The sequence below is a fragment of the Escherichia sp. GZ89 genome (assembly GCF_019366485.1).
Taxonomy (GTDB): domain Bacteria; phylum Pseudomonadota; class Gammaproteobacteria; order Enterobacterales; family Enterobacteriaceae; genus Escherichia; species Escherichia fergusonii.
On sequence record NZ_JAEOHX010000038.1, the window covers coordinates 1 to 1630 of the forward strand.

Genomic DNA, 1630 nt, shown 5'->3' on the forward strand with positions numbered 1-1630 from the left:
TCGCTGCAACACCGACGGTCTACGACCACCTACCAACCGCATGGCTGCCTGTTCCGTGCAAATGGGCTTTGCAGGGGGCTGGCGCGGTTCCTGGCGACCTGAAAGCCCCTGGTTAGGGGTATCGGCGCGCTTGACCTCCTGAGAGCCTCTGTAAGCGTTTTTCGCGCCTTCCATGCCCTGGCGGGCATCTAAAACCCGTTTCGTGCGTCTGAGAGCTTTTGAGCGCGTTTGAGGGGCTATCTGGCGACTCATCCCCAAAAGAACAACACCGGGATCACCGACAACATGCGAGAGGTGGCACCGCTCGCCGCAGCCCCAGCGACCGAACGTTAGTGAGCGAGTGGGCGAGGAAGCGGAAGAGAACCGGAAACCACATTGAGCACGTACGCACTGATGCGGGGTGTCGGGGCGAAGCCCTGACCAGATGGCAAACGGAATATCGTCGCGGGTGACGGTATTACATTTGCACATCCTGTCCCGATTTCTGAGGCGTTTTAGCGGTGAACGGACGGCAAAACCATGATGGAGCTGTTGAACGTTGAGAGCGTGAAATCTGGCAAAAATCACAGCTGGTAAGGCTTGCAGAGGAGTAAGCCAGTATACACTCCGCTATCGCTACGTGACTGGGTCAGGGCTTCGCCCCGACACCCCCAAAGGGCGTTGCGTTGCACGCAACACCCTTGCCTAGAATAGATCTTTTACGCCGATTTGTAAGTGGTTGTTTTTTTAGTGTGTTTTTTATTTACCTGTCGCATCCAGGATGACACAACGTTGTCGCATCCTGGATGCGACAACACGCAACAAGGTGTTGCACAGATGTGTCATGATGGCTTAGATTTGAACCAACGTTAGTGCATGGGATTTTCAGAGGGAAAAAATCATGTTTATTGATTCAGAAAAACGACTGAAACAACTTTCAGATGAGGCAAAGAAAAACACCGAGGATCTCGAAGAAGCAAAGAAAAATTCAAGGTTTACACAGGTATCCCCAAAAGGTTGGGAACGTGTTCGAGAGCTGCTGAAGGATAGCCAAGGCATATCAGCACTGAAGCTGTACTCATTTTTAGCGGAGCATATCGATCCTACGTGTGGCGCTGTCGTTGCGGATCAGCAATTCCTAGCTGAAAAACTTGGAGTTAGCAGAAGCACAATTATTCGGTGGCTCAATTACTTAGAATCAAAAAATGCATTAGTTAGAATCCCCGTTGCTGGTAAGGTTTGTGCGTATGCCCTCGATCCACATGAAGTCTGGAAGGGATACAACACTACGAAAAACCATGCAGCGTTTGTCACTAAAACACTGGTCAACAAAGACGGTGATATTCAGCGCCGAATCATGGCCATGTTTTCAAATTGAGCTAGCGGCAGGCGGACAATCAGGGGCTACGTGTTAACGTTCTGACCATGATTGTCTATCCTGCATTGCTCTTTTGCCGCCTCAAAATCCTTTGCGTGTTTTTGCTCCCCGTTCTCCAGAAAAAACCGAGCCGCCACGGTTCCGGCAGCGCCTTGAGCGCTACCGGAAACCGTCTGGGGAGAACCCCAGACCCCCATCGCTGCAACACCGACGGTCTACGACCACCTACCAACCGCATGGCTGCCTGTTCCGTGCAAATGGGCTTTGCAGGGG

At 51.8% G+C, this 1630-nt stretch carries 1 protein-coding gene; it reads left to right on the top strand.

The genetic code is table 11. The annotated features are described in order from the left end of the window. Positions 1 to 880 precede the first annotated feature (880 nt). Positions 881 to 1357, top strand: coding sequence for a helix-turn-helix domain-containing protein (locus tag K0335_RS22025; protein WP_000469298.1), 477 nt, complete (start codon positions 881 to 883; stop codon positions 1355 to 1357). Positions 1358 to 1630 lie beyond the last annotated feature (273 nt).

Coding starts and splice junctions, on each gene's coding strand:
- K0335_RS22025 (WP_000469298.1), top strand. CDS start 881: ATGTTTATTGATTCAGAAAAACGACTGAAACAACTTTCAGATGAGGCA.